General features: G+C 67.2%; 20 protein-coding genes. 10 read left to right on the top strand and 10 right to left on the bottom strand.

Annotated features, from left to right (window positions below; all coding sequences use genetic code 11):
- The first annotated feature begins 16 nt into the window (after positions 1-16).
- From nadA to EAO27_RS12565, 6 genes are all read left to right on the top strand, one after another.
- Complete coding sequence (nadA, locus tag EAO27_RS12590; protein ID WP_242770196.1) at positions 17-1,006, top strand: quinolinate synthase NadA; 990 nt, start codon at positions 17-19, stop codon at positions 1,004-1,006.
- Positions 1,007-2,474: 1,468 nt separating this feature from the next.
- Entirely contained in the window at positions 2,475-2,738 is a 264-nt protein-coding gene (locus tag EAO27_RS12585; RefSeq protein ID WP_242770193.1) for a GlsB/YeaQ/YmgE family stress response membrane protein, read from the top strand.
- 112 nt (positions 2,739-2,850) lie between these two features.
- A complete protein-coding gene (locus EAO27_RS12580; RefSeq protein ID WP_242770190.1) occupies positions 2,851-3,123 on the top strand; it encodes a GlsB/YeaQ/YmgE family stress response membrane protein in 273 nt (90 codons plus the stop codon).
- Positions 3,124-3,411: 288 nt separating this feature from the next.
- Complete coding sequence (locus tag EAO27_RS12575; RefSeq protein ID WP_242770187.1) at positions 3,412-4,599, top strand: efflux RND transporter periplasmic adaptor subunit; 1,188 nt, start codon at positions 3,412-3,414, stop codon at positions 4,597-4,599.
- Positions 4,600-4,640: 41 nt separating this feature from the next.
- On the top strand, positions 4,641-8,057 hold the full coding sequence (locus tag EAO27_RS12570) for an efflux RND transporter permease subunit (protein ID WP_242770185.1): 3,417 nt from the start codon (positions 4,641-4,643) through the stop codon (positions 8,055-8,057).
- Between the two features lie 168 nt (positions 8,058-8,225).
- The gene (locus tag EAO27_RS12565; RefSeq protein WP_242780584.1) at positions 8,226-9,410 is read left to right on the top strand and encodes a DUF445 domain-containing protein; all 1,185 of its coding nucleotides are present in this window, start codon (positions 8,226-8,228) and stop codon (positions 9,408-9,410) included.
- A 102-nt stretch (positions 9,411-9,512) separates the two neighbouring features.
- Here EAO27_RS12565 and EAO27_RS12560 read toward each other — a convergent pair whose 3' ends face one another.
- Positions 9,513-10,304: an SDR family NAD(P)-dependent oxidoreductase gene (locus tag EAO27_RS12560; RefSeq protein ID WP_242770182.1), complete on the bottom strand. Its 792-nt coding sequence runs from the start codon at positions 10,302-10,304 to the stop codon at positions 9,513-9,515.
- A 155-nt stretch (positions 10,305-10,459) separates the two neighbouring features.
- On the opposite strand from EAO27_RS12560, the gene pepN reads away from it, so the two are divergent.
- On the top strand, positions 10,460-13,054 hold the full coding sequence (gene pepN / locus EAO27_RS12555; RefSeq protein WP_242770179.1) for an aminopeptidase N: 2,595 nt from the start codon (positions 10,460-10,462) through the stop codon (positions 13,052-13,054).
- Positions 13,055-13,680: 626 nt separating this feature from the next.
- Here the strand turns inward: pepN and EAO27_RS12550 are convergent.
- Genes EAO27_RS12550 through EAO27_RS12540 form a run of 3 tightly spaced genes read right to left on the bottom strand, consistent with a single transcriptional unit; the run spans position 13,681 to position 16,470 of the window.
- Positions 13,681-15,048 (bottom strand): SPOR domain-containing protein, encoded by a 1,368-nt coding sequence (locus tag EAO27_RS12550; RefSeq protein ID WP_242770175.1) that lies wholly within the window; start codon positions 15,046-15,048, stop codon positions 13,681-13,683.
- Positions 15,049-15,084: 36 nt separating this feature from the next.
- Complete coding sequence (locus EAO27_RS12545; RefSeq protein WP_242770172.1) at positions 15,085-15,732, bottom strand: hypothetical protein; 648 nt, start codon at positions 15,730-15,732, stop codon at positions 15,085-15,087.
- Positions 15,733-15,747: 15 nt separating this feature from the next.
- On the bottom strand, positions 15,748-16,470 hold the full coding sequence (locus EAO27_RS12540; protein ID WP_242770169.1) for a ParA family protein: 723 nt from the start codon (positions 16,468-16,470) through the stop codon (positions 15,748-15,750).
- 267 nt (positions 16,471-16,737) lie between these two features.
- Between EAO27_RS12540 and EAO27_RS12535 the strand changes: the two genes are divergently transcribed.
- Positions 16,738-17,979, top strand: a complete 1,242-nt coding sequence (locus EAO27_RS12535) for an SPOR domain-containing protein (protein ID WP_242770166.1) — start codon at positions 16,738-16,740, stop codon at positions 17,977-17,979.
- Positions 17,980-17,989: 10 nt separating this feature from the next.
- Here the strand turns inward: EAO27_RS12535 and EAO27_RS12530 are convergent, their stop codons facing one another.
- Positions 17,990-18,418: an META domain-containing protein gene (locus tag EAO27_RS12530; protein ID WP_242770163.1), complete on the bottom strand. Its 429-nt coding sequence runs from the start codon at positions 18,416-18,418 to the stop codon at positions 17,990-17,992.
- A gap of 286 nt (positions 18,419-18,704) precedes the next feature.
- Here EAO27_RS12530 and EAO27_RS12525 point away from each other — a divergent pair, with 286 nt between their 5' ends.
- Entirely contained in the window at positions 18,705-19,259 is a 555-nt protein-coding gene (locus EAO27_RS12525; RefSeq protein ID WP_242770160.1) for a DUF4892 domain-containing protein, read from the top strand.
- Between the two features lie 22 nt (positions 19,260-19,281).
- On the opposite strand, the gene EAO27_RS12520 is transcribed toward EAO27_RS12525, so the two are convergent.
- From EAO27_RS12520 to EAO27_RS12500, 5 genes are all read right to left on the bottom strand, one after another.
- A complete protein-coding gene (locus EAO27_RS12520; protein ID WP_242770157.1) occupies positions 19,282-19,602 on the bottom strand; it encodes an SMR family transporter in 321 nt (106 codons plus the stop codon).
- 162 nt (positions 19,603-19,764) lie between these two features.
- The gene (locus tag EAO27_RS12515) at positions 19,765-20,364 is read right to left on the bottom strand and encodes an ABC-type transport auxiliary lipoprotein family protein (RefSeq protein ID WP_242770154.1); all 600 of its coding nucleotides are present in this window, start codon (positions 20,362-20,364) and stop codon (positions 19,765-19,767) included.
- Positions 20,365-20,375: 11 nt separating this feature from the next.
- Positions 20,376-21,317: an MlaD family protein gene (locus EAO27_RS12510; RefSeq protein WP_242770151.1), complete on the bottom strand. Its 942-nt coding sequence runs from the start codon at positions 21,315-21,317 to the stop codon at positions 20,376-20,378.
- A 9-nt stretch (positions 21,318-21,326) separates the two neighbouring features.
- Entirely contained in the window at positions 21,327-22,187 is an 861-nt protein-coding gene (locus tag EAO27_RS12505) for an ABC transporter ATP-binding protein (protein ID WP_242770148.1), read from the bottom strand.
- Positions 22,187-23,293, bottom strand: a complete 1,107-nt coding sequence (locus EAO27_RS12500) for an ABC transporter permease (protein ID WP_242770146.1) — start codon at positions 23,291-23,293, stop codon at positions 22,187-22,189. Before EAO27_RS12500 ends, EAO27_RS12505 begins: the two co-directional genes overlap by 1 nt.
- Before the next feature lie 110 nt (positions 23,294-23,403).
- Between EAO27_RS12500 and EAO27_RS12495 the strand changes: the two genes are divergently transcribed.
- Positions 23,404-24,123, top strand: a complete 720-nt coding sequence (locus EAO27_RS12495) for an HAD-IB family hydrolase (protein ID WP_242770144.1) — start codon at positions 23,404-23,406, stop codon at positions 24,121-24,123.
- Positions 24,124-24,147: the final 24 nt, after the last annotated feature.

Here is a 24,147-nt window from a genome sequence, read left to right as displayed (position 1 = left end):
ACATAAGGACAAAGCGATGACTGCTCCCATCCGCGAGAATCTCTCGGGCCTCGACCTGCGCGCTGAAATCGACCGCCTGCGCAAGGAACGCAATGCCGTCATCCTCGCGCATTATTACCAGAAACCCGAGATTCAGGATCTTGCCGACTTTGTTGGCGATTCGCTCGAGCTGTCGCGCAAGGCTGCAGAGACCGACGCCGACGTGATCGCCTTTTGCGGGGTCAAGTTCATGGCCGAGACCGCAAAGATCCTGAGCCCCGAAAAGATCGTCGTGCTGCCGGACATGGACGCGGGCTGTTCGCTGGAGGACAGTTGCCCGCCCGAACAGTTCGCGCGGTTCCGCGCGCAGCATCCCGACCATATCGCGCTGACCTACATCAACTGCTCGGCGGCGGTGAAGGCGCTCTCCGACATCATCGTCACCTCGTCGAGCGCCGAGACGATCATCAGCCAGATTCCCGCTGACCAGAAGATCATCTTTGGCCCCGACCGCCACCTCGGCGGCTATATGAACCGCAAGTTCGGCCGCGACATGCTGCTGTGGCCGGGGGTTTGCATCGTGCACGAGGCGTTCAGCGAGACCGAATTGCTCAAGCTGAAGGCGCAGCACCCGGGCGCTCCGGTCGCGGCGCACCCCGAATGCCCGCCCTATATCGTCGACCATGCCGATTATGTCGGCTCGACGAGCGGCATCCTGCAGTTCGCGAAGACCTTCGACGGCGACACGCTGATCGTCGCGACCGAGCCGCACATCATCCACCAGATGGAAAAGGCGCTGCCCGAGAAGAATTTCATCGGCGCGCCCGGGGCCGACGGCAACTGCAACTGCAACATCTGCCCCTATATGGCGCTGAACACGATGGAGAAGCTCTACCTTGCGCTGCGCGATCTCGAACCGCGGATCGAGATGGACGAGGAATTGCGCCTCGGCGCGAAGAAGAGCCTCGACCGGATGCTCGAAATGGCATCGGGCACGGTGGGCAAGGGCGACCTCGGCCGCGCCTGAGTCGCGGACGCCCGAGGCCGAGTCGCGGGCGTGCGCCGTGCGGCGGGCGTGCTGCGGCGAATCCGAAAATGCTGCACTGCTGTTACAAAAATGCTGCAGCGAATCCGCTTGTTGCTAATGCCGGACTTATCCACAGTCGGTAGCGGTTTTGGCGTGTTTTTCGTGCGTTTTCGCTTGGTGTCGCGCGCGCTTCATGACAGCTTTCAATCATCGGACGAGAGAGACGTCGGACCACCGGGACAACAGGGTTGGTTGCAAGACCAGCCGGAAGAGAACGGACCGGACCAGCGAGGACATCGAACGATAGCCTGATCACGGAACGCAGCGATTCCCACGAGTTGAGGCGAACCCGATCGGGACAGGAAATGCAGTCCATCGCTCGGACGGCAGATGCTTCGGCAGACGCAGCGAAGAGATGATGAAGGGCTTTCCAGGTGCGGCCGGCCCCCGAAAGGGGGCCGACCAAACCATCGCCGGGTAGCTCCGGACTGTGCCGCAGATCGCGTTTTGCGGGCCGCCGATCGCAAGAGAAGCGGACCGGGATGGGGTCTTGGCAGGCTGGGCCGGGAGGACGCCGGATAGTGGGGGTTGGCAGCGATGCCGGCCCCCATTTCGTTTGCGCGGCCGCGTTCGGGCGAAGCGCAGTTTCCGCGTTATCCTTGTGCTTTGGCCTCGTCGCGGTTCTGCTTCAGGCGGACGAAGGTCCGATTTCGACCGGAGGCGGCCATTCTTCTCCCCTCCCGCTTGCGGGAGGGGTCGGGGGTGGGCAGCGGCGTCGCGATGGCCCACCCCGCTGCGGCTAACCAGCAAGCTGGCAAGCCTCGCTGCCCCTCCCGCACGCGGGAGGGGAAACCGGTTCGTCGCTCAATCCGCAGCTTCCCACTCCAAGACGGACATCGCCTGCAAATAGGCCTTTCCTATATTATCCGGCTGTGTCGTCCTTCGTCGGACGCTTTCATTTGGAGAATAAAAGCGGTCGCGGCCCGGCTTGCCAATGCGGCCACGGCGCCCCGGCTCGGGCGCCTCCAGTCCGGCGCGAAGCCCCAATCGGGGAAGCGCACAGGGCTGACCTTTATTGAACTTTGGAAGGCCGCGCGGCCCTTGCGCCGACCGGATCCAACCCGGGAGACGGAAGGCCATGGCGGTTTGCCCGCCCCAAGCCGACATGCCGTCCGGCGCTGTCGCGCGATCGGTCGCGACGGCGCCTCTGTGCGAAAAAAGGACAGCCTGTGATGGCCATCACACCCTGGGTGTGCGCCGCCGGCTATCTCGGCGCTGCGACCCGGAACAGTTCCCCGATCGGAGCTGATCCCACTATCCCGGCCGCGCCTTTCGGGGCGGGCCGGGAACCTTTTTCGCCCTCATCGCATTGTGCTGACATCGGCAAAACGACATTCGGACGCGACCGCGCGTTGCCGAAAACCAACCGGCCTGCACGTTGCGGCGCCGGGCGAGAAGGGAGTCTGTCATGGGTATCATCATCACGTTGATCGTCGGCGGCATCATCGGCTGGCTCGCCAGCATCGTCATGCGCACCGACGCGCAGCAGGGCATCATTCTCAACATCGTCGTCGGCATCGTCGGCGCGTTCCTCGGCAACATCCTCGGCGGCATGTTCGGCATGGGCGCCGACCTCAGCACCTTCAATCCGATCGGCCTGCTCTGGGCGTTCATCGGTGCCGTCGTGCTGCTGGGCATCATCAACCTGTTCCGCCGCGGCAGCGTCCGCTGACATGTGCCAATTCACTAGTGTAGCCAATTCACTAGTGTATCGGACTGAACTGGTTTAACTTCCATCGGCCTGCAACGTCAGGCGTCCCAATGATCGCAAGGGGGTCAAAGTTATGATCGATTTCATCATTGCCATCATCGTCGGCGGTATCATCGGTTGGCTTGCCAGCATTGTGATGCGCACCGACGCGCAGCAGGGCATCTTCCTGAACATCATCGTCGGCTGCATCGGTTCGATTCTCGGCCGGCTCCTGCTCGGCGGGTTGATCGGTGGCGGTCATCTGCGCGGCGACGCGTTCGACTGGCGGACGCTTCTGACCGCGTTCGTCGGCGCGATCATTCTGCTCGCGATCGTCAATCTGGTGCGACGCGGTCGCGTTCGCTGACGCGGCGCAACGGTCCGGTACGGACCCGGTTTGAAGAGCGGTCGGCGCGAGCCGGCCGCTTTTTCGTTGCGAGGTGAGACATGCACCGCAAGGCGGTGCCGGTCGCGCCGCATTGGAGTGGTCCGGAGGCCGGTTCGATCCCCCTTGTCAGTGGTGATCTAATTCGATAATACACCACGGAAAGGCGGAGGGGATTCCGTCTGGTGAAACGAGGGGGCAAGGGTCGCAAAGGCCCGTGCATGCCGGCGCCGAGGAATTGGCGTGAACTACGAGCGGAAAGTGGGATCGATGGACAGCCTGGCGGGCACGACGCAGAGCTATTACGAAGAAGCCGACAACCGGCGGCGCCGGACGCGGCTGATCATCGCGGTCGTGCTGATCGCGCTCGCGCTTGCCGCCGCATGGTTCGCCTTTTCGGCGGGCAAGGGTGACGGCGCGGCGACTGCGGGCGGTACCGGCGCTGGCGGCGAGTCGACACAGAGCGTTCCGAACATCACCGTGGTGATCCCGGGCAAGCAGTCGGTGCAGGCCGAGATTGCGGCGAACGGCACGATTGCCGCGCGCCGCGAGATGCCCGTCGGCGTTGCAGGTGAAGGCGGCCAGGTGGTGCGCGTTCTGGTCGAACCCGGCCAATGGGTCGGCGCGGGGCAGACGCTCGCGGTGATCGACCGGTCGGTCCAGACCCAGCAGGCCGAGGCGCTCGCCGCCTCGATCCGGGTGTCGCAGGCCGATGCGAGCCTCGCACAGGCCGAGCTCGAACGCGCCGAGGCACTGGTCGGCCGCGGCTTCATTTCCAAGGCCGATATGGACCGCAAGCGCGCCACGCGCGACGCCGCCAATGCGCGCGTCCGCGTCGCGCAGGCGCAATATGCCGAAGCGCGCGCGCGCAACGGACGGCTCAACATCGTCGCTCCGGCGGCGGGGCTGGTGCTCACGCGGCAGGTCGAGCCCGGCCAGATCGTCGGTGCGGGCAGCGGTGTGCTCTTCCGCATGGCGAAGGGCGGCGAGATGGAAATGCTGGCGCAACTGGCCGAAGCCGATTTGCAGCGCGTCGCCGTGGGTACCCGTGCAACGGTGACGCCGGTCGGGACGAGCCTCAACATCGCAGGCCAGATCTGGCAGGTGTCGCCGGTCATCAATCCCGACACGCGTCAGGGCACCGTGCGCATCGCGATCCCCTATACGGCGGTCCTGCGTCCCGGCGGCTTCGCCGACGCGCGGCTGATCTCGGGATCGGCCGAAGCGCCGCTGCTCCCCGAAAGCGCGGTACAGAGCGGCCCCGAAGGCAGCTTCGTGCTGGTCGTCGGCAAGGACAACAAGGTCGAGCGCCGCGCGGTCAAGGTCGGGTCGGTGTCCGACGCCGGCGTCGCCATCGCATCGGGCCTGAACGGCAACGAGCGCGTGGTCGTGCTGGCCGGAGCCTTCCTGAACCCCGGCGACACGGTCAAGCCGGTGCTTCAGAAGGCGTCGGACTGATCCATTCGAATATCGGACCTGCGCACAAGGGCGTTTGAACCATGAGCTTCCGCAACATTTCCGCCTGGTGCATCCGCAATCCGGTGCCGCCGATCGTCCTGTTCGCGCTGCTGCTGCTGGCGGGTATCGTCAGTTTCAACCGCATGGACGTCAACGACAATCCCGACGTCGAATTCCCGGCGGTGCAGGTGCTGGTATCGCAGCCGGGCGCCGCGCCGACCGAGCTCGAGACACAGGTCACCCAGCGCGTCGAGGCCGCGGTGCGCGCGGTCAGCGGCGTCGAGGACATGTCCTCCTATGTCGGCGAAGGCAGCAGCAGCACGATGGTGCAGTTCGCGATCGGCACCCCGATCGACCGCGCCTATAACGACGTCAACCAGGCGGTTCAGCAGATCCGCAGCGACCTGCCCGACGGCATCCTCGAGCCGCAGGTGGTCCGCGTCGATTTCGCCGGCGGACCGATCACCTATTTCGCGGTCGAGGCGACCGACATGACGCTCGAACAGCTGTCGTGGTTCGTCGACAACACGGTCGCCAAGGACCTTCTGTCGATCCCCGGCATGGCGCGCGTGCGCCGGTCGGGCGGGGTCGACCGCGAGATCCGCGTCATCCTCGATCCCGCGCGCATGCAAAGCTATGGCGTGACCGCAAGCCAGATCAACCAGCAGCTGCGTCAGGTCAACGTCAACGCCGCGGGCGGGCGCACCGAAATCGCCGGGTCCGAACAGGCGGTGCGCGTGCTCGGCAACGCCGGTACCGCGAACCAGCTCGGCAACTACCAGCTGTCGCTCGGCAACGGCCGCACGATTCGGCTCAGCGACGTCGCGACGGTCACCGATGGCTATGCCGAACAGCGCAACCTCGCCAAGATCAAGGGCCGGCAGGTGCTGTCCTTCTCGATCGAAAAGGCCAAGGGCTCGTCGGACGTCACCGTCCACGACGAGGCGATGAAGAAGCTGGCCGAGATCAAGAAGAACAACCCCAAGGTCAATTTCAAGATCCTGTTCACGCGCACCGAATATACCAAGGAACAATATCGCAGCTCGATGGCCGCGATGATCGAGGGCGCGATCCTCGCGGTGGTCGTCGTCTTCCTGTTCCTGCGCGACTGGCGCGCGACGATGATCTCGGCGCTCGCGATCCCGTTGTCGGCGATCCCGACCTTCTGGTTCATGGACATGATGGGCTTTTCGCTGAACGGCCTGTCGCTGCTCGCGCTGAGCCTTGTCGCGGGGGTGCTCGTCGACGACGCGATCGTCGAGATCGAGAATATCGTCCGGCACATGCGCATGGGCAAGACCGCCTATCAGGCGTCGATCGACGCCGCCGACGAAATCGGCCTCGCAGTGGTCGCAACGACGATGTCGATCGTCGCGGTCTTCCTGCCGGTCGCGCTGATGCCCGGCGTGTCGGGGCAGTTCTTCATCCAGTTCGGGATGACGGTCGTCTTTGCGGTGCTGGTCAGTCTCGCGGTCGCGCGCATGATCACGCCGATGATTGCGGCGTATTTCCTGTCGGCGCAGGGCGAACAGGAGCATGCCTCGGGGCCGTGGGTCGACCGCTACGAAAATGTGCTGCGCTGGACGCTCGACGACAGCAAGCACAAGAATGTGCGCGCACGCTTCGAGGCGACGGCAACGCGGCTGACCTTTCTGATCCCGGCCTTCCTGGTCGCGGCGGCCGCGCTGGTCGCGATGACGATGATGTATTTCCAGCCGGTGCCGGTCGGAGGGAGCGCGCCGAATGCGGCGATACACTTCCTGCTGGCGACGCCGGCCGCGACGCTGGTCGCCTTTCTGCTGAGTGCGCTGCTGTCCATCCTTCTGGGCGCGCTGGCCTATGCAGCCGGAATGCGCCGCTGGGCCTTCACCCATTGGGCGAAATTCATGCTCCAGCGTGCCTATGCGCGGCTGTTCGACCATCGCGTGTGGATCGTCGGGATCGGTGTGGCAGCATTCGTGTGGAGCATCATACTGTTCATGACGCTGCCCAGCCAGTTCCAGCCGACGATCAACAGCGACTACAGCCAGATCACCTATGAACTGCCGCCGGGCTCGACGCTGGCGCAGAGCGAGGTGATATCGAACCAGATCAATGCGATCCTGGAGGCCGACAAGAATGTCGAGAACGCCTTCTACGACGTCAATGTGGGCGGCGGTAGCGTCTATATCACGCTGAAGAAGGCGCGCGAGACGAGCAGCGTCGACTGGGAACGCAATCTGCAGCCCGAGATGGCGGCCATCCCCGATGCCCGCGTGTCGTTCCAGAGCCAGGCCGGCGGTTTTTCGGGTCGCGACATCAGCTTCATCATCGGCGGCGACGATCCGGTCGCGCTCGAGAAGCACGCGCTCAAGATCGTCAAGGAGATGAGCACGCTCAAGGAACTGCGCGCGGTTCGTATCGAAGGCGACATTCCGCGCCCCGAGATCATCGTAAATCCGCGCATGGACCTTGCCGCCGACCTTGGTGTCACCACCGCGGCGCTCAGCCAGACGATCCGCATCGCGACGCTGGGCGACATTGACCAGAATGCGGCGAAATTCTCGCTGTCCGATCGCCAGATCCCGATCCGCGTCCTGCTGTCCGAAGATTCGCGCCGCAGCCTTGCGACGCTGGAAAATCTGCCGGTGCCGACGACGCGCGGGACGACGGTTCCGCTGAAGTCGGTCGCAGAGATCAGCTTCGGCGCCGGGCCGACCGAGTTGCGCCGGTACAACCAGACGCGCCGCATCGTCATCGGCGCCGACCTCGCCAAGGGGCTGGTGACCAGCAACGCGCAGGAAAAGATCGACGCGCTCCCCTCGGTCAAGAATATGCCGCAGGGCATCCGCAAGATCGTGCAAGGCCAGCAGAAGTTCATGGAGGAACTGGCGATCAACTTCGTGATCGCGGTCGTCGCGGGGCTGGCGCTCGTCTTCTCGACGCTTGTCCTGCTCTACCGCCGTTTCCTCTCGCCGCTGGTCAACATGTCGTCGTTGCTGCTCGCGCCGCTCGGCGGCCTTCTCGGCCTCTGGGTTGCCGGCATGGAAATCTCGATGCCCGTCTATATCGGCATCCTGATGCTGCTCGGCATCGTTGCCAAGAACTCCATCCTGCTCGTCGACTTCGCGATCGAGGAGATGGATCATGGTATCGCCAAGCGGGCGGCGCTGCTCGACGCCGGGCGCAAGCGCGCGCAACCGATCGTCATGACGACGATCGCGATGGTCGCAGGCATGGTGCCGACGGCGATCTCGCTGTCGGGCGACGGGGCATGGCGCGCGCCGATGGGGGTGGTGGTGATCGGGGGGCTGTTCCTGTCGACGTTGCTGACTTTGCTGATCGTGCCGGCGGGTTTCAGTCTGGCCGACAGCATCGAGAAACGCCTCGGCCGTTTCTTCTCGCGCAATCTGCTGACCTACCGGCACGGCGACGATACGAGGCCGCATGGCGCACCCGCGACGCACCCGGCCGAGTAATGGCGCGTCGCGGTTGCAACCTTTGCGCCGTGACGCCATTTGAGGGTCATGACGGAAAGCGTTTCGCCGCAGGCTGATACCGGACACGCCCACCCCCCTCTCATCAGCCGGGGGGTGGGCGTTGCCGTTCCGACGGGCGGACTCAACGTCCGCGTCGTCGCGACGGGCATGCTCATCGTCATGGCGCTCGTCTTTGTCGGCGCCAAATATTATCAGGACGTCCACCCCGCGGTCGGCTTCGTGCGCGCCTTTGCCGAGGCGGCGATGGTCGGCGGGCTCGCCGACTGGTTCGCGGTCACCGCGTTGTTCCGCCACCCGATGGGGCTGCCGATCCCGCACACCGCGATCGTGCCGCGCAACAAGAACCGCATCGGCGACACGCTCGCGCGTTTCCTGCTGACCAATTTCCTGCTGCCGCGGCTGATCGCGCGCAAGATGCAGAGCGTCGACGTCGCGGGCGCGGTCGGCAAATTCCTGTCCGAACCGGGCGAGGGCGGCGGGCGCCTCCGGCTCGGCGCGTCGCGGATCATCGCCGACGGGCTCGGCGCGCTCGACCAGCAGCGGCTTGGCGGCATGGTCAAGTCGGCGATCGCCGACCGCTTGCGCGAACTCGACGTCGCGCCGCTGCTCGGGCAGGCGCTACAGGCGGCGCTCGCCGAGGGGCGGCACCAGCCCTTGCTCGACGCGATGGTCAAATGGGGATCGAAGACGCTCGAACTCAACGAGCATCTGATCCACCAGATGGTCCACGACAACAGCAATGCGATTGTTCGCTTTACCGGCCTCGACGAGAGCATTTCGAACCGTATCGTCGCGGGGCTGTCGAAGCTGCTCAGCGAGATGGCGGTCGACGAGACGCACCCGCTGCGCATCCGCGTCGAGGAAGGACTCGCCAAGATGGCGCTCGACCTCCAGCACGACCCCGAGGTGCAGGCCAAGGTCGCGCGGGTCCGCGACGAACTGCTCGAGAACAGGGCGGTCAAGCGCTGGCTCGACGGTTTGTGGGAACAGGGGCGCGGCGCGCTGCTCAAGGCCGCGCGCAACCCCGACACGATGCTGGCGGGGCGGATCGGCGAACTGGTTACGCAATTCGGTTCGATGCTGGGCGAGGATGCGCATATCAAGCGCACGCTCAACCGCTATGCGCGCCGCGCGGTGGTCGGCATGGTCGACAGCTATGGCGAGACCGCGCTCAAGCTGGTCTCCGACACGATCCGCGGCTGGGATGCGAAGACGATCACCGACCGGCTGGAAAATGCGGTCGGCGACGACCTGCAATATATCCGCATCAACGGCACGCTGGTCGGCGGGCTGGTGGGGGTGCTGATCCACACGGTGGATGTGCTGATCTGATCAAAATCTTGTCCTTGCGGGGAGTGAAACGGCGCGGCATCCAGAATGCGCGGTAACCGCCCTCGATTGCTTCGCTTCGCTCGCAATGACGAGATTTGGGACCTAGCCGCAGGCCGCCAGCCCCTCGCGAAAGGTCGGATATTTGGGCGTCCAGCCGAGCAGGCGCCGTGCCTTGCCGTTCGCGACGCGGCGGTTTTCGGCGTAAAAGGCGCGCGCGGCAGGGGACAAGCCGGCTTCATCGAGCGTCTGCATCGGCGGCAGCGGCGCGCCGAGCCGCGCGCAGCCCCATTCCACGAGCCGGTTCTGGTGACAGGGTTCGTCGTCGGCGAGATTATAGACTCCCGCCGAACCCCTGAACGAGGCGATCACGCCGCCGGCAATGTCGTCGACGTGTACGCGGCTGAAAACCTGGCCGGGCAGGGCGATGCGGTGCGCGCGGCCTTCGACGATGCGGTCGAGGATCGAGCGGCCCGGGCCGTAGATGCCGGGCAGGCGGAAGACGCGCATGTCGCCGCGCAGCGCCGTCCAGGCCGCGTCGGCGGCGTTGCGGTCGGGGCGGCGTCCCCGGACCGGTGCGCTCTCGTCGATCCACGCGCCGCGCGCATCGCCGTAGACCCCGGTCGAGGACAGGTAGCCGGTCCATGTCGCAGGCGCGAGGGCGATCGCGTCGCCATAGCGAGCGAGCACGGGGTCGGTGCCGTCGGCAGGCGGGACCGACGACAGGATATGCGTCGCCGTGCGCAGCGCCGCGCGCACGGAATCGTCATCGGCAAAGGCGATACTGCCCGCGCGCCCGTCGCGCGTCGTGCCGGTGACGTCCCAGCCGCGCGCCTCGAGCCGCCGCGCGAGGTGGCCTGCGGCATAGCCCATTCCGAATATCAGCATCTGTCCCATGGCGCGCCTTATTGCGCGGCGCGCGGCCCAAGCCTAGACCGGGTGATCGACAATTTCCGTAGCCCTGAGCCTGTCGAAGGGCGCTTCGCGGTGAGGCGCCCTTCGACAGGCTCAGGGCTATGGTGCAGAGCATAGAGAATGGGTTTCACGAGCATATGACCGACGCTTCCTCGACCCCCGCCATTCCCGTCACGATCCATCGCGGCGATTATCGCCCGCCCGAATGGCAGGTACCCGACATCGCGCTCGACTTTGCGCTGGGGATCGAGCGGACCGCCGTGACCGCCGCGCTGTCGGTGGTGCGCGCGGTTCCGAACCCGGCGGCGCTGGTGCTGCGCGGCGACGGTATCGCGGTGCAGGAGGTTCGCGTCGATGGCGCGGTCTGGAACGACTGGCGCATGGATGGTCCCGATCTGATCGTCGATCTGGGCGAGCGCGACGCCGCGACGGTCGAGGTCGACACGCTGATCGATCCCGGCGCCAACACGCAGTTGATGGGGCTGTACGCGTCGAATTCCATGCTCTGCACCCAGTGCGAGGCCGAGGGCTTCCGCCGCATCACCTTCCACCCCGACCGCCCGGATGTGCTCAGCCGCTATCGGGTCCGCATGTCGGGGGACAAGGCGCTGTTCCCGATCCTGCTGTCGAACGGCAATTGCGTCGCGCAGGGGGATGGCGAGGGCGGCAGCCACTGGGCGCTATGGGAAGATCCCTGGCCCAAGCCCTCCTATCTCTTTGCGCTCGTCGCTGGCGATCTGGTCGTCAATCGCGACCGCTTCACCACCATGTCGGGGCGCGAGGTCGAACTCGGCATCTGGGTTCGCGCGGGCGACGAAGATCGCACCGGGCATGCGATGCAGGCGCTCAAGGACAGTATGGCGTGGGACGAGCGCGTCTACGGCCGCGAATATGACCTCGACCTGTTCAACATCGTCGCGGTCAGCGACTTCAACATGGGGGCGATGGAGAACAAGGGGCTCAACGTCTTCAACACGCGCTACATTCTCGCGGACGCCGATACCGCGACCGACCTCGACTATGACGGCGTGCAGGGGGTGGTCGCGCACGAATATTTCCACAACTGGTCGGGCAATCGCGTCACCTGTCGCGACTGGTTCCAGCTGAGCTTGAAAGAGGGGTTCACCGTCTTTCGCGACCAGAGCTTTTCGGCCGACATGGGGTCGGCGCCGGTCAAGCGGATCGAGGATGTCCGTCTGCTCCGCGCGGCGCAGTTTCCGGAGGACGCGGGACCGCTCGCGCACCCGATCCGCCCCGACTCCTACCAGGAGATCAGCAACTTCTATACCGCCACCGTCTATAACAAGGGCGCCGAGATCATTCGCATGATGGCGACGCTGCTTGGCCCTGACCGCTTCCGCAAGGGCACCGACCTCTATTTCGACCGCCACGACGGCGAGGCCGCGACGTGCGAGGATTTCGTGCGCGCGATGGAAGAAGGTGGCGATATCGACCTGTCGCAGTTCCGCCGCTGGTACGAACAGGCGGGGACGCCGCGGCTGGCGCTGTCGCTTGCCCAGGAGGGGGGTGACTGGTTCCTCGACGTTGCGCAGACGGTGCCGCCGACCCCGGGCCAGCCCGAAAAGGCGCCGATGATGATGCCGCTGCGCCTCGCCGCCTTTGCGATGGACGGCAGCGGCGCGGCGATGGCCGACACGCTGGTGACGCTCACCGGGGCGAGCCAGCGCGTGGCGCTCGGGCGCTTCGCGGCGCGACCGGCGCTTTCGGTCAATCGCGGTTTCTCGGCGCCGGTGATCGTCGATTATGTCCGGGCTCCCGGCGAACTCGCGTGGCTTGCGGCGCACGACGACGATCCGTTCGCGCGTTACGAGGCGCTGCAGCAGCTGATGCTCGACACGCTGGTTGCAGGGGTGTCGGGCGAAAAGGCCGATCATGCGGCGGTCATCGATGCCGTCGCGGGCACGCTCACCGGGCGCGCCGGCGATCCGGCCTTTGTCGCCGAGGCGGTGCTGTTGCCGAGCGAAGCCTTTATCGGCGACCAGATGGTGATCGTCGATCCTGACGCGATCCGGCGCGAACGGCTGGCGTTGCAGACGGCGCTCGGCCGTGCGCTCGAAAACGAATGGCGGGCGGTGCTGTCGGGCGCCGCCCCGCTCGCGACCGACCTGAGCCCCAAGGCCAAGGGCGGCCGCCGTCTGCGCGGTGTCGCGCTCGCCTATCTGGCGGCGACGGGGTTCGCCGACGTGCCCGCGCTGGCGTTCGGCATCTTCTCGGACGCCGACGGCATGACCGAGCGGCAGGCCGCGCTCGCGACACTGGCGCATGGAGACAGCGACGAGCGGGTGGCCGCGCTCGACATCTTCTACCAGCGCTATCGCGACAACCCGCTCGTGCTCGACAAATGGTTCCAGGTGCAGGCCTGGTCGCTGCGCCCCGACACGGTGGGCGCGGTGCGGACGCTGGGTGAGCATCCCGACTTCACCCTGACCAACCCCAACCGGGTGCGATCGCTCTATGGCGCGCTGACGGGCAATCAGGCGGCGTTCCACCAGGCCGATGGCGCGGGGTACCGGCTGATCGCCGACCTCGTCATCGCGCTCGATCCGAGAAACCCGCAGACCGCGGCGCGGATGATCCCGCCGCTGGGGCGCTGGAAGCGTTTCGACGAGGCGCGCGGCGCGAAGATGAAGGCCGAACTCGAGCGCATCCTCGCCCAACCGGGACTGTCGCGCGACTCCACCGAGCAGGCGTCGAAGAGCCTGCTGGGGTGAGGCGTGCGCGGGGGCGAGGATTGACGGCAGCGTTGGGGTGGGGAGCCGCCATGACCTTGTTTCGTCGTCCCGCGTTGGCCGGGTCGGCGCAAGGGCTGCGCGGCATTTTCAAAGTTCAGTAAAGTTCAGCCCTGCGCGCTTCCCCGATTTGGGCCTCGTGCCGTGCCGGATGCGCCCGGCCGGGTGCGCCGCGGTCGCATCGGCTAGCCGGACAGCGACCGCCTTTATCCGCCAGATGAAAGCGCCGGACGAAGGCGGGCACAGCCGGATAATTTGGGAAAGGCCTATTTGCAGGCGATGTCCGTCTTGGGGTGGGGAGCGGACGTTCCCTTGAATCCTCCCTGTCGCGTAGCGATGGGGAGGTGGCAGCGGCGTCAGCAGCTGACGGAGGGGCCGACGCCGTCAGGCGTCGCAGGGCCTTTCGGCCCCTCCACCAGTCCCCCTCCCCATCGCTGCGCGACAGGGAGGATTTCCGATGCCCGCAACCGGTCGAGAGAAGGCAGCGGCGTTTGCGCCGTGGGTTCCGTCGTGGAGGGCGCCCGGGAACCGGGCCCGTGCCGCGCGCGCAAAGCAAAAGGGGCGCCGCCTTCCGGCCGCGCCCCGTTCGTTCCGCAGTCGGATCGATATTATCGCGATGCCAGCCGGACCGCCCCGGGGGCCGCGGCCCACTGGATGCTCTCGGCACCGTCCATCTTGCGGATGAAGCACGACTGGCCGACCGCGCGCAGGTCGCCGCACAGGCGTGTCGCGTCGGCCTGCGTGCGGATGCCGTTGACCGTCAGGCGATAGAAGGTGCGGCCGTTGACCTTGGCGGCGTGGCTCGACGCGGGCAGGGCGGCCAGCTGACCGTTGCGCTTTTTGAGCGTGTTCCACTTTTCCTTGGCGATGCCCAGCGTGTCGTAGGCGCCGAGCTGGACCGCCCATCCCGAAGGTCTTTTCGCATCGAACGCGGCGAGTTGCGGCACGAACTTGACGGCAAGATCGCGCGCTTCCTCGTGGAAGGGGCGCTTGGCCGACGGCGCGGCGCGATAGGGTTTGGCATCGGCGAGGATCACCGGTGCAGCGGCGGGCGAGGGCAGTTCGGTGACCGGCACGACACCATTGGCATCGCGCTGCGGCATCGGCAGCGCGACCGTCCGGATCGGCGAGGTGTCGGCGACCGGCGGTGGCGGCGCGAAGCTGTCTACCGGCGCCGGATCGGCGCTGGCGAGCTGGACCGGTTCGGGGGCGGCCGCCATCTGCACATCGGCGAAATTGGCGAGCGCGAGGCGCACCGGCATGCCGGCGTCGGCCTTCGGCCTGGCACCGATCAGGCTGGCGACGCGCAGCGACTGGCTTTCTTCCTGCGCGAGCGTCGACCATTCGGCCATGCGCGCTTCGACCTTGGCCAGCGACAGATCCTGTGCCGCAAGGACGCGCGCCTGTGCCCAGCGACCGTCGAGCGCATAGGCGAGCGCGAGATTCTGGCGCGTCCGTGCGCTGGCGCCCTCGGCGCGGGCGGCTTCGGTGAGCACATAGATCGCCGAATTATTGTCCCCGGCGAGCGCATAGGCGAGCCCCATGTCCGAGGCGGGGAGGGTGTCGCGGTGCGCGTTGATGAGCGCGAGCGCGTCGCTCGTCCGGCCCTGGCCGAGATGCGCGAGGATCAGCGCGAGCACCGTGTTGCCGTCGGTGTTGCCCAGCTCCATCGCCTCGGTCAGCGCGGTGGCGGCCGATGCGAAGCGGCCGTCGTTGAGGTAGGCCTGACCGAGCAGCGCGCGATAGCCGCCATCGCGCGGGCTCGCCGAGACGGCGGCTTCGGCGAGGCCGACTGCCTTGCCCGCCTTGCCGCTTTCGAGCGCGGTGCGGGCCTTGTCGGCCGACTTGCCCGCGGTTTCGGGTTTTCCGAGCGCGTTCGACGGCGCGTTGGCCATCTTGCTCGAGCTGCAGCCGGTGGTCGTGATACCGAGCACGAAGCCCGACACGGCCAGTTTCATCAGCAGGTTGCGGTTCATCGAAAGATCCCCCTCAATTCGCTTCGGGCCGGCGGCTCAGGACGCCGCGCGGCGCATCGGACGTTCGGCGGGCACGCGGCTCGCCATCGCGTCGATCTCGGGCAGCGAGGCCAGATAGTCGTCGAGCAATTCGGTCAGGATGACCTGCGACGAGCGTCCGGTCACCGCGCTGGCGAGGCGCAGGCGCAGGTGGCGGTCGGCGTCGAGGCGCAGCGTGAACGCCGCCTTTTCGCGGGCGCGCAGCGTGCGCGGAGCGCGCGGCGCCTTGGGTTCGGCGGGGCGCGCCTCGACCTTGCGCGCGACGGCGGCGACGCGTTCGCTCAGCGATTCCTGCTGGCGGACGATCTCGGGGATCGGCGGCGGGGCCGCGGCCTCTTCCTCGAACTGCCACTCCTCGGCGATCTCGTGGCCGATGCTGTCGCCGACGGCCTGTTCGGCCTCGACATTATGTTCGGGCACCGATCCCGCGAGCAGCGGTTTCAGGTCGACCAGATCCGCGGGTTCGCTCGACTGCACCGGATCGACGTCATAGCCCATGTCGTTCCAGCCGAGGTCGTCATAGCCGGTGCCGGCCATCGGCGCGGGGCCGCTGCCGAGCGGCTGGCGGCGCATCGCGGGGCGCGCCGCGCCCTTGCGGGCGAGCAGGCCGGCGCTCAGCGAAGCGAGGGGTTTGGGTTCGCCCATGGCTTCCATCTCCCCTTACTGACCGGCGATGCGGCGGCCGAAGCCTCCGCCCATCGGGCGCACGGTGCCATAGCCGCTGTGTGTCGGCATCGGCGACGAAAAGACCGTGCGGCGGAAATTCTTCTCGAGCCGGTCGTTCATATAGGTCCACAGCTGGCGGACCTCCTCGGCCGAGCGGCCGTTGGGGTCGACCTCCATCACCGTGCGGCCGTCGATCATCGAGGCGGCATAGTCGGTGCGGTGGTGCAGGGTGATCGGGGCGACGGTGCCGTGCTGCGACAGCGCGACCGCGGCCTCGCTGGTGATCTTGGCCTTGGGGGTGGCGCCGTTGACGACGAAGACCAGCGGCTTGCCGGCGCGTTCGCACAGGTCGACGGTGGCGCCGACGGCGCGCAGGTCGTGCGGGCTGGGGCGCGTCGGCACGACGATGAGTTCGGCGACCGAAATGACGCTCTGGATCGCCATGGTGATCGCCGGCGGGGTGTCGATGACCGCCAGCTTGAAACCCTGCTGGCGCAGGATTTCGAGATCGGAGGCGAGCCGAGCGACGGTGGTCTGGGCAAAGGCCGGAAGGTCGGTTTCGCGTTCGTTCCACCAGTCGGCGAGCGAGCCTTGCGGGTCGATGTCGATCAGGACGACGGGCCCTGCTCCGGCAAGCTGGGCCTGCACCGCGAGATGTCCCGACAGGGTCGTTTTTCCCGACCCGCCCTTTTGTGAAGCCAATGCCAAAACGCGCACGACTGTCCCCCTGAAATGGCAACCAATTGCGGCGCGGAATGCCATGGCGGGAGCTAAGATTGGGTTAACGATGTCAAAAAGAAGGTGAAGGCTTCGTGGGCAGTCGTGGTAAACACAGGCTTAAGGTCAAGCTGTCCCGTATCGGACCAGAATCGGACGGATGTGATTGTCGCTAACGCGCTGTTAGCCAATTACGCCTAGGGCGGGTTCGGGGACTGTCGATCGCCGCGTTCGCGCGCGGCGCGTCGCACGTCAGTGGAGACTATCATGCCTAAGTTCCGCATCGCGCTTTTGCTGGCCTTGCCGCTATCGGGAACGGGGCTCGCGATGCCTGCGGCCGCGGCGCCCGCCGCCAAGCCGGCGGGCGCGGCGCAGCCCGATGTCAAGGCGGGGGTCGATGCCTGGGAAGGCGGCGATTATCAGCGCGCGGTCGCGATCTGGCGCCCGCTGGCGCTTGCCGGAGACCCCGATGCGCAGTTCAACCTGGGGCAGGCGTACAAGCTGGGGCGCGGCGTTCCCGCCGACATGGCGCAGGCCGAGACCTGGTACACCCGCGCCGCAAAACAGGGACATCTCCAGGCCGAGGACAATCTGGGGCTCGTGCTGTTCACGGGCAACCGCCGGCAGGAAGCGATGCCGCATATCGTGCGGTCGGCCGCGCGCGGCGAACCGCGGGCGCAATATGTCTTGGGCACCGCGCATTTCAACGGCGACCTCGCCGCGCAGGACTGGCCGCGCGCCTATGCGCTGACCAAGCGCGCGAGCGACGCCGGGCTCGGCATCGCCTCGGCGCGGCTGGCGCAGCTCGACAATCTGATCCCGCTCGAGCAGCGGCAGGCGGGGCTGGCGCTGATTCCCGAAATGGAGAAGAGCGAGCAGCGCGCGCGCCTTGCCGCGGTCAACGCCGCGGCGCCGGCTCCCGCGCAGCCCGCGCCGTCGCCGGTCAAGACCGCGAGCCTGCCCGCGTCGGTTCCCGGCACAAGCTACACCCCGCCGCCGGTGATCGCACCGGTTCCGGCTCCGGTCGCGCCCGTGCCCGTCAAGCCGGTGTCCGGTCCCGCCGCCACCGCCGCAGCTGCGGCCGCCGAAGCCGCCGCCGCGGCCAAGGCGGCGCCGCCGGCAGCGCCCGCCGAACCCGGAACCAGCTATGCGCCGCCGCCCGAAAAGCCCGGTGCTCCAGCGGAGAGCCCGCCGGTGCCGGTGAAAGCCGCCACCCCGAAACCCAAGCCCGCGCCGCCTGCACCCGCACCCGCAGCTTCATCATCCGCCGCGGCCGACAATTGGCGCGCACAGCTCGGCGCTTTTGCGCAGGATGGCAACGCCCGGCGGCTGTGGAGCGCGCTCGAGAAGAAATATCCGGCGATCGCTGCGAACCAGCCCTATCTGGTCAAGAGCGGGACGCTCACGCGCCTTCAGGCGGGCAATTTCGCGATCAAGGCGGACGCCGACCGCTTCTGCGCCACGGTCGGATCGGCGAGCCAGCCGTGCGTGGTGATGCGCAGCCGCTGAGCCGCGCCGATCAGCCCCCGGCGCTGAGCAGGAACAGCCGGGTTCCGTCCTGCGAGACGAGTTCCAGCCCTTCGTCCGTGGTGCGTGCGCTGCGGACAAGCTCCAGCCCGTCGAGGAAGGCGATGGTTTCGCGGACCAGCGGGCATTTGTCGTCATAATAGGCCTCGACGTCGCTGATGGTGAGCGCCGGCAGGTTCATGGTGACGGTGCCGCTCCAGCCGGTCGCGCAGGGCGTCTGGCCATCGGCGCTCCGGCCATCATTGATGGTCAGGGTGGGCGCGCCCATCGTGCCGACGGCATCGGTCTGTCCGGCAAAATCGATCACCACCCATGACAGGTCGAACAGGTCGCGGCTCAGCGGGACGGCAGTCTGCGCCGTGGCGGGCGCGGAGAGGGCGAGCAGTGCGGACGCGGTGGCGGCGGCGAAGAGGCGGGACATTCGGTTCGGCATGGCAATTCCTGAAAGACGGGATGAAGGGTTCGAACGGTCGGGCGGCGTCGGCACCGACCACCGGTGGCTAGCGGGTCGGCCGGTCGCCGCCTGTGAGGGCGATCACCGAAGGCCGGGGTGAAGCGGTCCAATGGCGTCGACGCGGCGCGGGCCGGCCGACCCCGCAGGGCCGGCGCCGACATAGGGTAGGTGAGGCTGAATTGGAGATTAAAAATTTGACAAATAAAGATTTTTTGTAACAAGCCGCCCGCAATTGCGCTGGAGGATCGATAGGATGATGTCGACATTTTTGCGGTGGAGCCTGATTGTGGCGGGGACGGCATCGGCTGCCGCTACGCCGGTCGCGGCGCTGGGGCGGGACGAAGGCCGCGACCCCGCCTTTCTGCCACGCTTCGCCGGGGCCGAAATCCGCCGCTATCGTCAGCCGTCGCTGGACGAGATCGTCATTCCGACCGGCGCGGTCGCCGATGCCGAGCGTCCGGCAAGCGTCGAGCTTCTGCACGGCGAGGTTGCCCATATCGACTATCGCGTCGAGCCGGCGGTGGCGCCGCTCGCGGTCGAGCAGCATTATCGCAAGGCGCTTCAGGACGCGGGCTACGGCATCCGCTTCGCCTGCCGGGGCGCGCAATGCGGCCCCGACATGGGCGTGCTGATCCTCAACAGCGGACGGGTCGCGCCCTCCGGGCTGGCGAACGGCATCTTCGGCGACCAGATCCGGGTTCTGGTGGCGCAAAGGGGAAGAGACTGGGTGCTGATGCACGTCAACGTCGGGCCGCAGGCGGCGCTGGTCTATGTCGCCACCGTGACGGACGGCGTGGCGCCGCAATAGCCGTGCGGCGCTCCTCTGTCGGTCAGCTGGTCGAAAACAGCTTCGTTCCGACGACGCCGACGACGATCAGCGCCATGAAGCCGATCTGCACCGGGCTGACCTTCTCGCCGAAGATGACGACGCCGCCGATAATGACCCCGACGGCGCCGAGGCCGGTCCAGATCGCATAGGCGGTGCCCGCCGACAGGTCGCGCATCGCGAAAGCGAGCAGCGCCATGTTGAGGAAGCTCAGGGAGACTGGGACGGCGGAGGCTTGCCAGGTGCCGAGCGTGGCCGCCCATTTGAGGCTGAGCGCCCAGCAGATTTCGGTAAAGACGGCGATACCCAGGATGAACCAGCCCATGGCGGATTCCTTTCGGCTGCGGGCTCGAAAGGAAATGTGCCGGCCGGAAACCCGGAAGAGGCCGCACGCAGGGACACGGGACTGTCGGCGGTCCCCCTAGGTGCGGCGGGATGAAATGGCAAGCCGGGACGGGCGGGTTGCACGGCCGCCCGGGTTGGCGGCTCAGCTTGCGAGCCAGTCCGCGACCTCGACCGCGACCTTGTTCGCGGCGCGTGCCAGCGCTTCGCCGACGGGCTTCGCCTCGACCTTGCCGCCGAGCGCCTCGCGCACCTCGAAGCGGCGCTGGGTAACCGACTTGCCGCCCGCGGCGACGAGCATCGCCTGGTAGACGACGACGGCTTCGTTGGTGCGCGCATCGACGCCGAATTCCATGAGCTGACCCGCAAGCTGTTCGCCCGGCGCGGTCAGATATTGCCCCTCGTCGAGCACGACGCGGCTGGTGCGCGCGGCAACGGTTTCGCTGATCAGGCGCTGGAATAGACGCTGCGGCGCCTCGACCCACTGTGCGTCCTGAACATAGGCGACGCTCGATCCGTCCTGCTGCACCGGGATGCGTACCGTGCGCAGCTTTTGCGGCGCGGTGGGGATCAGGATGGTCAGCGCCTGTGCCTCGGTCGCGGTGCGCGCGGCGCCCGCGGGCGGCGCGGCGTCGGCGTCGAGCGTCAGCAGGAACGGGGGCGGCTTCGCCCCGAAGCTGACGCAGGCGGAGAGCGTCGCGGCGGCCGCCGCAAGGAGCAGCGGCGTGCGGAGGCGGCGGGTCATGGACATCATCCTCATGGCTTGTAGTCGGGCAGCTTGCTGCCGCCGATGACGGCGCCCGCGCCCTGCTGGTCGAGCTTGTCGGTCAGGCTGGAGAGCGAGGCCGAAGTGCGGCGAAGGTCGCGGATCAGCGCGTTCGCCTCCGGGATCGTCGTCTGGCTGAAGGTCTGGAGACCCGGGCGCGCGTCGGCGATCGCGCCTTCGAGCGTCTTCATCGACGCGTTCGCCGATGCGAGCGTGTCGCGCAGATTCTTCATCGCGGGATCGATGTTGCGGTCGACCGTGCCCTGCGTCGCGGCGGCGAGATTGCCGATCTGTTCGGCGGCGAGGCCGGTCTGCTGGATCGCGATGCGCGTGTCGGCGAGCGCGCGTTCGATCGCGGGACCGTTGCGCGCGAGGATCGCGGTCGATGCCTCGACATTGTTCAGGATGCCGCGGATGCTCGCCTGATTTTCGTCGTCGGCCATTTCGGCAAGGCGTTCGGACAGCGTCGAAAGCCGCTGGAGCAATTGCGGCGCGGTGTTGAGCAGTTCGCCGAGCCCGCCGACGCGGACGGGGATGGTCGGCTTGCCCGCCGGACCCTTGTCGGTGATCGGCGGCGCGCCCTTGACCCCGCCCGCGAGCGAAATCTGCGACACGCCGGTAAAGCCGACCCCTTCGAGCGCAGCGGTCGTGCCCTGGAGGATCGGGACGCCTTCGTTGACCTCGATGCGGACGCGGACGAAGCCGGGGTCGTCGGGGAGCAGCGCGATGTCGCGCACCTGCCCGACGGGGACGCCCGAATATTGCACCTGCGCGCCCTTGTTCAGCCCGTCGACCGCCTGCTTGAAATAAATGTCATATTCGCGCTTCGCACCGCCGCTGTCGTTGGCGAGCCAGACGACGAAAAAGGCGAGCGCCGCCGTGAAGAAGAGGACGAAGGCGCCGACGAGGACGTTGTTCGAGCGAGTTTCCATCTGCTGTTCCTATCGCCGCCCCGCGGTTTGGTTCCCGCTCGCGGCCGCCCGGCCGCGGGGACCATTGAAATAATCCTGTATCCACGGATGCTCGGTGGCAAGCAGTTCCGGGATGGTGCCGACCGCGATCACCTTTTTCTCGGCGAGCACCGCGACGCGGTCGCAGGTCGCATAGAGGGTGTCGAGGTCGTGGGTGATCAGGAATACGGTGAGCCCCATCGTGTCGGCGAGCCCGCGCAGCAGTTCGTCGAACTTCGCGGCGCCGATCGGGTCGAGCCCGGCGGTCGGTTCGTCGAGGAAGAGGAGCGCGGGGTCGAGCGCGAGCGCCCGCGCAAGCCCCGCGCGCTTGACCATGCCGCCGGAGAGTTCGGCGGGATATTTGGGGCCGGCGTCGGGGGGCAGGCCGACCATCTGGACCTTGTAGGCGGCGATCTCGTCGAGCAGCCGCTGGTCCATGCGCGGATAATATTCGCGCAAGGGGACCTGGATATTCTCGGCGACGCTGAGCGTCGAGAAGAGCGCGCCGCCCTGGAACATCACGCCCCAGCGGCGGCGAAGGTCGCGCGATTCCTCTTCATCGGCGATCTCGCCGAGCGACTTGCCATAGACCTCGATCTCGCCCGCGGCGGGGATCTGCAGGCCGACGATCGAGCGCATCAGCACCGACTTGCCGGTGCCCGAGCCGCCGACGACGCCGAGCACCTCGCCCGAGCGCACGTCGAGGTCTAGCCCGTCGTGGATCACCGCGTCGCCGAACTGGTTGCGCAGGCCGCGGATGCAGATCGCGCGTTCGAAGGTTTCGGGGCGCACCGCGTCGGCGGCGGCGAGTTCCTCGGCGATCGCCTGTTGCTGCTCGTCGTCGGGTGCCATCAATTCCATCCGATCGACGAAAAGAAGACCGCGAACAGCGCGTCGAGGACGATGACGAGGAAGATGGCGGCGACGACCGCCGAGGTCGTGCGGCGACCGACTTCCTCGGCATTCTGGCGCACCTGCATGCCTTCGTAGCAGCCGGTCACGCCGATCAGCACGCCGAACACCGGTGCCTTGATCAGCATGATCCAGAAATCGGTCATCGGGATGATCTCGCGTAGCCGCTGGATATAGGTGAGCGGCGGCATGTCGAGCCCGACCCAGACGAAGGCGCCGCCGCCGATGATCGCGCAGATGCTGGCGTAGAAGCCGAGCAGCGGCATGGTGATTGTCGACGCGGCGACGCGCGGCAGCACGATCGCTTCCATCGGCGAGACGCCGATCGTGCGCATCGCGTCGATTTCCTCGGTCAGTTTCATCGTGCCGATCTGGGCGGCAAAGGCGCTGCCCGAGCGACCCGCGACCATGATCGCGGTCATCAGCAGGCCGAGTTCGCGAATCGAGGCGCGCCCGACGAGGTTGATGGTGAACACTTCCAGCCCGAACTGGCGGAGCTGCACCGCGCCCTGCTGCGCGATGACGATGCCGATGAGGAAGCTCATCAGCCCGATGATCGGCAGCGCATCGAGGCCGACGGTCTGAAATCGCGTGACCACCGCGTTCCAGCGCAGCCGCCGCCGTGCGCGGATCTGGATGCCGAGCGCGATGATCATCGCGCCGAAGAAGGCAACGATGCCGAGGAGTTCGTGCCAGATCGAGCGGCTTGCGGTGCCGACCTGTTCGAGCATGCGGACCCAGGCGGGGCGGCGGTCGCTGTGGACGCGATATTCGCTCTTGTCGCTGGCGAGCGCGTCGAGCAGCCGCTGGGCGTCTTCGCTCGCCCCGGTGATCCGGGCGCCGCTGTCGCGCGCGGTGCGCGTGACGATCCACGCGCCGACGGTGTCGATGCGCTCGACCGCTGACAGGTCGAGCGAGGCGATCGGGCCGATATCCTCGAGGCGCGCGGGAAGATCGCCGAGGCGCGCGAGCGTCAGCCGCCCGGTGAAGCGGACATCGGCGCCGCCGGCGCCATCGCTGTGTTCGAAGTCCGCCTTGGCCACCATCGTGCGACGACCTTGTATTATTTGGGGAATGACGGCAAGCCATTCCACCTTGGGCGAGGCGGTCCGGTGACAGGCTTGGCCCGGCCGCGCGGGGAGGCTAAGGGCCTGTGATGGATGAATTGTCCGTCCCTGCCGCCCCGGCCTACACGCATCGCGTCGCGATGTACGACATGGACCGCACGATCACCCGTGCGGGTACCTACAGCGGTTTCCTGATGCACGTCGTGCGGCGGCGCCAGCAGTGGCGCGCGCTCTTGCTGCCGCTCGTCGGAGTCGCGGGGCTTGCCTACACGCTGCGGCTGATCGACCGGTCGCGGCTGAAGGCGATCAATCTGCGGCTGCTCGTCGGCCCGCGGTTTCGCCGCGACGAGATCGCGCCGCTCGCCGAAAGCTATGCCGACAAGGTGGTCGCGCGCGGGCTGCACGCGGCGGCGCTCGACCAGCTTGAGGCCGATCGCGCCGCGGGGTATCGCGTGCTGCTCGCGACCGCGTCCTTCCACCTTTATGTCGATGCGATCGCGCGGCGGCTGGGGATCGAGGATGTGCTGGCGACGCGGCTCGACGAACCCGACGGCGCCGATCATGTCCATGCCCGCCTGTCGGGCGCCAATTGTTACGGCGAAGACAAGTTCGCGCGCATATCGGGCTGGCTGGCCGACAATGAGATCACGCGCGAGGACGCGCATATCCGCGCCTATTCGGACCATGTCTCCGACCATCCGATGCTGCATTTCGCCGACGAGGCGGTCGCGACGACGCCGTCGCGCGGGCTGAAGAAGCTCGCACCGCAGATGGGGTGGATGGTGGTCGACTGGCGAGCGCGGAAGTAGGATTACGCATCGTCATTGCGACCC

It is taken from the genome of Sphingopyxis sp. YF1 (assembly GCF_022701295.1).
In the GTDB taxonomy this organism is placed as follows: Bacteria; Pseudomonadota; Alphaproteobacteria; order Sphingomonadales; family Sphingomonadaceae; genus Sphingopyxis.
The sequence above is the reverse complement of the archived record's forward strand: the minus strand, read 5'-3'. Positions and strand labels throughout refer to the sequence as shown.